The sequence below is a fragment of the Marinomonas foliarum genome, from assembly GCF_003337275.1.
Taxonomy (GTDB): domain Bacteria; phylum Pseudomonadota; class Gammaproteobacteria; order Pseudomonadales; family Marinomonadaceae; genus Marinomonas; species Marinomonas foliarum.
In genome coordinates, this window is the sequence record NZ_QPJQ01000061.1 from 1 (window position 1) to 7,448 (window position 7,448).

Here is a 7,448-nt window from a genome sequence, read left to right on the forward strand (position 1 = left end):
CATTGAATAGTCACGCTGTGTGCGCTTAATACACTTGATACCTGATGTCGCCATAAAGAAGTCCTCTTTATGTCAACGTATTTTAGGATGGGACAACCAACATAAAAAAAGCGCTTACTTCGGTAAGCGCTTTTTTTTGCTCTCAACTTCTCATCAGACAATCAAATAACCATTAATGATCGTCAAAGCCATTCATTACATAATCTGGCAAATCTTCTTCTTTCGGAATCGGTGTCGATGCGCCAGTATCGTCAATCGCAACAAACTTGAACATACCTTCTGTTACTTTCTCACGCTGGCCAATTCGGCCACGGCGAACCCAAGCCTCCACAAGAATATTCATAGACGTACGACCAACAGATTCAACTCTAGTATAAACACCTAAAATGTCGCCGACTTTTACGGGACGGATAAAACTCATTCCATCCAGAGCAACCGTTACCACGCGAGATTGCGCACGCTGTCCAGCACATATTCCGGCCGCGATGTCCATTTGCGAAACCACCCAACCACCAAAAATATCGCCCGCAGGGTTAGTATCCCCTGGCATTGCGACCGTCCTAGTCGTAAGACGACCTTTTGCCTTTTCTTCTAACCCTGACATAACACTCTCTCAAAAAATTTGCTGTGGAATCCAGCAGCAAAATGATATCACAGGCAGTCAAAAATACTCACCAAGACCCACCACAACGCAAGACTATTCAGTCATCAGAACATCATAAGAAATGGCCGTACCTTTTGCTTCTGTCGTTGGGAAGGAAAAACTCGAACCAATAGACGTTCCTATTCCACCATTACTACTGCCACTCAAGCCAATACCCGTACCCAAACGCCTAAAAGACAACTGAGTAACTTCATCTAAAATCACTCCATTGGCACCTATTTTAGCGGCTTGCTCTTTTAGTTCTTCCGTGGCTTTTGCTTTTCTAGAATCTTCTGTAAAACCACTATCACTGGACGCCTTTACTGTACCAATAACGGTATAGTCAAATGCTGGCGCCTCTTGAAACACAGTCACCTCTTCCACTTCGATCTCTGGCAACTGTTGTCCAGTCACAACGTGAGACCCAGAAGAACAACCAAACAGCAAAGCAGGTAACGCTACAACAGATAGATATTTAATAGCACTCATCATCGCACCTCATTTTGAATATCAGATCCTAACAGTGTTGCACAAAGACCGTGAAAGCAGATCGATAAAAGTGTGAATTCTCATATAAAAGATAGGAAAAACCAATAACCAGTCAGCTAAAAGACACATCCTTATCTATGATAAAAATATCAGCAGAACGCCACACCCACAACGTAACAATGAATTAAAGAGGCACTTATGAGCGAATTAATCGAACAAGACATCTCCTGCCCCTACTGCGGCGAAAGCATCGAAGTCGTGATAGAAGTGCTGGATGAAAGCCAAGAATACATAGAAGACTGCCAAGTCTGCTGCCGCCCGATCACCTTTAACATCGACACTGCCTTTGATGGCTCAACCTCGGTGTCGGTTCACTCGGAAAATGAGACGTATTGATTAATCAAAAAACAAGGCAAAAAAAATGCAGATAACAAAAAGGCAATAGATTCAAACATGGGATTTTAGAGGGAAGGAGTTAGGCGCTTTGATAAATTTCAGGCATAAAAAAAGGCACCATAAATGGTGCCCGGGACCGGAATCGAACCGGTACGCTCGTTAAAGCGCAAGATTTTAAGTCTTGTGTGTCTACCAATTTCACCACCCGGGCATATCTGATTTTGGAGGCCGGAGTCGGAATCGAACCGGCGTTCACGGAGTTGCAGTCCGCTGCATGACCACTCTGCCATCCGGCCTTCTATCAGATTATCTTTTGATTGGAGCGGGAAACGAGGCTCGAACTCGCGACCCCAACCTTGGCAAGGTTGTGCTCTACCACTGAGCTATTCCCGCGTCTCAAAAGACGGTGCCTATTCTATGTATTTGAGCTTTCACGTCAAGGAAAAAATCCAAATAAATAACTAACTTAGGCACTTTTTTTAAATCTGTTTAGTTTTTGTTCGACTCTTTAGGCATTAGCGCAGGCCATGCTGCTTTTAGATAAATATACATAGACCAAAGCGTTAACAAGGCCGCTGCGATCAAAACGGCTTCTCCGACATGCGCGGCAAACGTGTCTGGTCGGCTGCCCAACAAAATGAAAATCGCCAACATCTGCATGGTGGTTTTTAACTTGCCAATGTAAGACACGGCGACGCTGGCGCGCTTGCCCATTTCTGCCATCCATTCACGCAGTGCCGAGATAACGATCTCTCGCCCAACAATAACGGCACTGGCTAAAGTAAGTAATGGATTTGAGTAGCTCGCCACCAAAAGCACCAAAGCGATTGATACCATTAGCTTATCAGCCACAGGGTCGAAGAAGGCACCAAAGGCGGTAGATTGGTCTAGCTTTCTGGCCAAGTATCCATCTAGCCAATCAGTAAAAGCGGCCAAGGCAAATATAATCGCACAAGTGTAATAACGCCCTTCCCATGGCAAATAGTAGATCACTACCAAAACCGGAATCATAAAGATCCGCACGGAAGTTAAAATATTCGGTATGTTCATGTTATTCCCAGTTTTTAAAGCATTCCTATTTATTACGCTAAATGCACCAACACTTAGCCAAGCTTAACTCTTATGGAGGTAGAGATAAATTTCTTCTGCTTTTTTGGCGCTAATCCCTTTCACCTTTGCGATATTTTCCTGACTCGCTGACAGTAATTCTTGATAGCCACCAAAGGCCGTCAGTAGCTCTTTACGACGATTTGGCCCAATACCTGGAATATCTTCCAAGACCGAGTGACGCCGCTTCTTGTCACGTCTACGACGATGGCTTTTTACCGCAAACCTATGTGCTTCATCTCGTATATGCTGAATCAGGTGTAAAGCAGCTGAATCTGGCGGCAGTACAACTTCATCTTCTTTGGAACCAATATACAAGGTTTCAAGACCGGGTTTACGCGTATCGCCTTTGGCTACGCCCAATAAAAAGATGTTGACCAGACCCAGTTCTTTTAATACGGCTTCCGCTTGCGTTAATTGCCCTTTACCACCGTCTATTAGCAATACATCTGGCGCGTCTAGTTCACCGCTTTTCACTCGTTTATAACGACGAGTTAAAGCTTGTTTCATGGCACCATAATCATCGCCCGGCTCAACGCCTTCGATGTTAAAAGATCGATAGCGCTTTTTATCAGGTCCATCTGGTCCAAACACCACACAAGACGCCACTGTGGCTTCACCACTGGAATGACTGATATCAAAACATTCCATGTGCATCGGCGCTTCAGAAAAGCCTAATAGCTTTTGCAGCGCTGTTATGCGACTAAAATGATTACGTTTATCTGAAAGTCGTGCTTGTAAGCCTTGCTCTGCATTAAGTTTTGCTAGCTCTAACCAACGTGCACGCTGACCTCTCACACTGTCCAGCACTTCGATCTTCTTCTGTGTGGTTTCAAAAATCCCTTCTACCAGAGCGTCAGCATCTTCAAGCTTATGACTAATGATAAGCGTCTTAGGTAACTCTTGAATACCACCGAGATAAAATTGAGCGATAAAAGACGATAATAATTCGCCTTCTGTGATTTCGATCGGCATTTTTGGGTAGTAGCTTTTGCTACCGACGACTTTGCCTTTGCGAACCATCATCACGTGAACACACAAACCACCCGGCTGAATAATAGCCGCAATAACGTCAGCATCACCTGTTTGCCCATAAACATGCTGCTGTTCTTGGATGTGTTTGAGCTGAATGATTTGATCGCGTAACTCGGCAGCTCGTTCAAACTCCATATCCGCAGCAGCCGCGCTCATTTGCGTGGTGATTTCAGCTGTCAGTTCTTGGTCTTTGCCTTGTAAAAACATGCGCGCGTGACGCACATCGTTTTCGTATTCTTCGTCACTTATCAGGTTCACACATGGCCCTGAACAGCGTTTGATTTGATACTGCAAACAAGGCCGAGATCTATTCGAATAGGTGCTGTCTTCACACTGACGCACTTTAAAGACCTTTTGCATGGTGTTCAGGCTTTCTTTTACGGCGCTACCACTTGGAAACGGGCCGAATAAGGTACCTTTGTCGGTTTTATCGCCTCGACGAAACAACAACGCCGGATGATGGTGATTCGACAACAGAATATATGGGTAAGATTTATCATCTCGCAGCAAAATATTGTACGGCGGACGATGCTGCTTGATAAGCGTTTGCTCCAGAAGCAAGGCTTCTGTTTCGCTTTTGGTTACAGCAATTTCAATGGTGTGAATACGACTAACCAAGGCCATGGTTTTGGTCGTTAGTCCTGTTACACGAAAATAGCTGGCAACGCGATTTTTTAAATTTTTGGCTTTTCCAACATAAAGCAACTCACCCTTTACATCGTACATGCGATAAACGCCCGGACGTGTGGTTAAGTTGCTTACAAAATGCTTTGGATCAAATTCTGAATGGCTCAAACAAACCTCGTTTTTCGCCTAGCCCATACCAAGCACACTGTAACGTATCGCCAAATGTATCAGTTCCACATCGCTGTCTATGTTTAATTTGGTAAAAATACGAGTACGATAAGTGCTTACTGTTTTTGGGCTAACATTGAGCAGATCAGCTATTTCATTGGATTTTTTACAATCAATGATCATCTGAGCCACTTGTAACTCTCGATCTGACAATTGCCCCAAAGGCGAGCCTTGGTCATCGATCGAGAACTTAGAGAGTGCCATTTTTTGGGCGACATTTTTAGATATGTAATGCTCGCCCTTGGACACCATTTCGATCGCCTCTAATATTTCGGAGGTTTTCGTGCCTTTAGTAAGGTAACCAGACGCTCCAGCTTCTAGCAATTTTACTGGATAAAGATTGTCGTCCAGCGCGGACAAACCGATGATTTTAATTCTCGGCATAATTCGCTTAATTTCTTTCGTGGCACCCAACCCGCCAATACCAGGCATGTGAATATCCATGAGAATGATATCTGGTTGAAGCGCTTTACTGTGCGCAACGGCTTCTTCTCCAGAATGCACAACGCCAACCACATTAACGCCTTTTACATCCTGCAATACTCGACTAATACCTTGGCTAACCACGTCATGGTCGTCAACAATCAATACTTTTAGCATAACAACCTCACCAAACTGTCCTATATCTGCGCCTCTACTTCAACGAAGAATAAAACACATAGCATCCTGCTGATCACCTATTATGTTGATAACAACCTTTCAGAAAAAATCATTTAATCAGGAAGATTGTCTTTATAACCCATTTCTTGCAATTTTTGCTGACAAATTTCTCTGTACCTTGCTCGCACACCCGTGCCATTGGTTTTTTGGGTGTAATAAAGCAAAGGTGTAATTTGCTCTTCATCAAGGGATAATTCTTTGGCGATCTTATTTGCCAAGTCTTTCACACTGAGGGTTGGCTTACTTTCAATCATGACTACTTTGGGAATCACTAAGCGCTCACCAGCAATCACTCGATCGACGATTTTCAGATAACTTTGTTCAAACAAAGGCCAGCTGACACGCTCTTCTTCAGATTTCAATTTGTACCAGCCCGCTTCAGAGCCTGCAAAAAATACCGCTGGGTGACTCCATTTATATCGCAAAGGGTCCGAACGACAAGCACAAGCCTCAAGATAAGCAGTACGAGGATCCGCCAAACCATAGGCTTTGTACGCGGTATTAATCAGCTTCAAAAAATCTGCAATGGTCGGAGGCCAAGCATGAACTTCCTTGGTTCGCTCTACAGCGTACGCTAACAGAGGCTCTTGAAAACCTTTTAAGGCAATTGCCCATTCACGCTTAGCAAGCTTCACTTCATCTGTGGTGCTGTAAGCTGACGCAAATTTGTGGGTATAAATCGCTTTAAAGCGTGCAAACAACATATTTACTAGTACGCGAGTTTGTTGTTCCGCTTCTGTCGGACCTGAGTCACGAGTCGCGCCAGCCGAACTATACTCACCAGTCTGTGTCGTGGATGTTGTTGAGGGCGTCGCTAACTTGTTCTCTAGAGGTTTTAGTAAATTTTGTACTGCCTGAGGTTCCTTCATATGAAGACCTATCCGATTGTTTGTATTGCCACTGACGTTTTACGTATTTAAAAAATTCGCTATTCCAAGTTCTGACATTTTTCCGTTGCTCTTTGATTCTCAGCAAAAACTCAGCCTGTAAAGACAGAGCAAAATCACGGGCGATGCCAGCCTGACCAATTTGTTCTAACGTTGCCTCTTCCGGCTGCCATTGATCAGGTTGTCTAGCGCGCTCTTTTTGTTCCAAGTATAAATCAAAATCTGTCACGCCTCGTCTGTCATTCGCTACAGGAGGAGAGAACGGCGCTTCGTGTTGTCGAACTGGCTGCTTCGCAGGATAGCTTTTTGGCTGCGGAGTAAATTCTTCCGGTTTTTCACGGGAAGCCCGATGCAACCTGTCCATTTTATCCATCAATGGATCTTCTTTCGACACTCTTTCCGTAGCCGGCTTAACCGCTTGAGCGACTTTTTGTGATGACGCTAATTGAATCTCTAGGATTTCTTCTTGGCGCTGGAAACTTAACAACTGACTAATCTGCAAATTTGTTAATAAACGCATGAGCATAGGCACGGTCCAGAAAGGCAGCTGTGCACTAAGTCGATTCATTTCAACTCGCAATACGTTTGCGCCTGAAAGGTAAGTATGCTGTTTTAGAAATGTCAGCAACACTGTCTCTTCTAGGCCAATCTGGGCGGCCATTGAAAATGATATCGGTAATGAATAATCGTTATCCAACATAAATCTCGCTTCGCATAATTAGCACAACAGTCTATCAAAAGCCTTTGCCATTAGCACGACAACCTTGCAGGCGAACCGCGCTTCTTTTAATAAAACTCGCCCGTCTTTGACAGTACAAAAAAACACACCTATGCTGAATTAACAGCAACATGAACATCAAGTCTTAGTTTATCAAGCCATTTGATTTAACTCCGTTGTCTGTATCGCGAACGTTATTCTGGAGGAAAGTAGTATGCACACTACCAAAATTTCTGGACACCATATCGACGTCACCCCAGCTATTAAAGATCACATCAATGAAAAACTTGAGAAGGTATCAAAATTGACCGATCAAATTACCTCTGTTCAAGTCACACTTCTTAAGGACAACAAATCTCAAAAAGCAGAAGCTTGCCTACACCTACCTGGCAAAGAAATCTTTGCCGCTGCGTCTTCTGAAGACAGGCTATTTTACGCCATAGATGAAATGGTGGATAAATTAACTCGACAAGTTGATAAACACAAAACCAAACAAGCCTGCGCAACCAAGTCATTAGCATTTTAATCGCGGGTTGCTATACAAACGGCAACCGAACAAGTTATGTGTCGTCCTAAAATAGGTTGACAGTTTTTAGGCCAGCTCCTGTAGCTGGCCTTTCTCTTTTCGCACTTGATTCGGTGTTTTCATCTTGAGGCT

At 43.9% G+C, this 7,448-nt stretch carries 9 protein-coding genes and 3 tRNA genes; 2 read left to right on the forward strand and 10 right to left on the reverse strand.

Annotation, left to right across the window (positions count from 1 at the left end):
* Positions 1-172: 172 nt before the first annotated feature.
* Together DFP77_RS18995 and DFP77_RS19000 are read right to left on the reverse strand one after the other, a co-directional pair.
* Positions 173-604, reverse strand: coding sequence for an acyl-CoA thioesterase (locus DFP77_RS18995; RefSeq protein WP_114413755.1), 432 nt, complete (start codon positions 602-604; stop codon positions 173-175).
* A gap of 93 nt (positions 605-697) precedes the next feature.
* Positions 698-1,132 carry a hypothetical protein gene (locus DFP77_RS19000; RefSeq protein WP_147270576.1) on the reverse strand — a complete coding sequence of 145 codons (435 nt, stop codon included), beginning with the start codon at positions 1,130-1,132 and terminating at the stop codon, positions 698-700.
* A gap of 198 nt (positions 1,133-1,330) precedes the next feature.
* Between DFP77_RS19000 and DFP77_RS19005 the strand changes: the two genes are divergently transcribed.
* The gene (locus DFP77_RS19005) at positions 1,331-1,528 is read left to right on the forward strand and encodes a CPXCG motif-containing cysteine-rich protein (protein ID WP_114413757.1); all 198 of its coding nucleotides are present in this window, start codon (positions 1,331-1,333) and stop codon (positions 1,526-1,528) included.
* A gap of 124 nt (positions 1,529-1,652) precedes the next feature.
* Here the strand turns inward: DFP77_RS19005 and DFP77_RS19010 are convergent.
* The 8 genes from DFP77_RS19010 to DFP77_RS19045 form a co-directional block, all read right to left on the reverse strand.
* A tRNA-Leu gene (locus DFP77_RS19010) sits at positions 1,653-1,739 on the reverse strand.
* An 11-nt stretch (positions 1,740-1,750) separates the two neighbouring features.
* Positions 1,751-1,824 (reverse strand) — tRNA-Cys (locus tag DFP77_RS19015).
* A gap of 22 nt (positions 1,825-1,846) precedes the next feature.
* Positions 1,847-1,921 (reverse strand) — tRNA-Gly (locus DFP77_RS19020).
* 96 nt (positions 1,922-2,017) lie between these two features.
* The gene (gene pgsA / locus DFP77_RS19025; RefSeq protein WP_114413758.1) at positions 2,018-2,578 is read right to left on the reverse strand and encodes a CDP-diacylglycerol--glycerol-3-phosphate 3-phosphatidyltransferase; all 561 of its coding nucleotides are present in this window, start codon (positions 2,576-2,578) and stop codon (positions 2,018-2,020) included.
* A gap of 63 nt (positions 2,579-2,641) precedes the next feature.
* Positions 2,642-4,465, reverse strand: coding sequence for an excinuclease ABC subunit UvrC (gene uvrC / locus DFP77_RS19030; RefSeq protein WP_114413759.1), 1,824 nt, complete (start codon positions 4,463-4,465; stop codon positions 2,642-2,644).
* 18 nt (positions 4,466-4,483) lie between these two features.
* The gene (locus DFP77_RS19035) at positions 4,484-5,125 is read right to left on the reverse strand and encodes a response regulator (RefSeq protein WP_114413760.1); all 642 of its coding nucleotides are present in this window, start codon (positions 5,123-5,125) and stop codon (positions 4,484-4,486) included.
* 113 nt (positions 5,126-5,238) lie between these two features.
* Positions 5,239-6,054 (reverse strand): replication protein P, encoded by an 816-nt coding sequence (locus DFP77_RS19040; protein ID WP_258861231.1) that lies wholly within the window; start codon positions 6,052-6,054, stop codon positions 5,239-5,241.
* A complete protein-coding gene (locus tag DFP77_RS19045) occupies positions 5,963-6,772 on the reverse strand; it encodes a DnaT-like ssDNA-binding domain-containing protein (protein ID WP_114413762.1) in 810 nt (269 codons plus the stop codon). Before DFP77_RS19045 ends, DFP77_RS19040 begins: the two co-directional genes overlap by 92 nt.
* Positions 6,773-7,004: 232 nt before the next feature.
* Between DFP77_RS19045 and hpf the strand changes: the two genes are divergently transcribed.
* On the forward strand, positions 7,005-7,316 hold the full coding sequence (hpf, locus tag DFP77_RS19050; RefSeq protein WP_114413763.1) for a ribosome hibernation-promoting factor, HPF/YfiA family: 312 nt from the start codon (positions 7,005-7,007) through the stop codon (positions 7,314-7,316).
* The last annotated feature ends 132 nt before the right edge of the window (positions 7,317-7,448 follow it).

What these genes read in the sequence shown, in the direction of transcription:
- pgsA (WP_114413758.1), bottom strand. Translation starts at nt 2,578, where the DNA reads ATGAACATACCGAATATTTTAACTTCCGTGCGGATCTTTATGATTCCG.
- DFP77_RS19045 (WP_114413762.1), bottom strand. Translation starts at nt 6,772, where the DNA reads ATGTTGGATAACGATTATTCATTACCGATATCATTTTCAATGGCCGCC.
- DFP77_RS19040 (WP_258861231.1), bottom strand. Translation starts at nt 6,054, where the DNA reads ATGAAGGAACCTCAGGCAGTACAAAATTTACTAAAACCTCTAGAGAAC.
- DFP77_RS18995 (WP_114413755.1), bottom strand. Translation starts at nt 604, where the DNA reads ATGTCAGGGTTAGAAGAAAAGGCAAAAGGTCGTCTTACGACTAGGACG.
- DFP77_RS19000 (WP_147270576.1), bottom strand. Translation starts at nt 1,132, where the DNA reads ATGAGTGCTATTAAATATCTATCTGTTGTAGCGTTACCTGCTTTGCTG.
- hpf (WP_114413763.1), top strand. Translation starts at nt 7,005, where the DNA reads ATGCACACTACCAAAATTTCTGGACACCATATCGACGTCACCCCAGCT.
- DFP77_RS19005 (WP_114413757.1), top strand. Translation starts at nt 1,331, where the DNA reads ATGAGCGAATTAATCGAACAAGACATCTCCTGCCCCTACTGCGGCGAA.
- DFP77_RS19035 (WP_114413760.1), bottom strand. Translation starts at nt 5,125, where the DNA reads ATGCTAAAAGTATTGATTGTTGACGACCATGACGTGGTTAGCCAAGGT.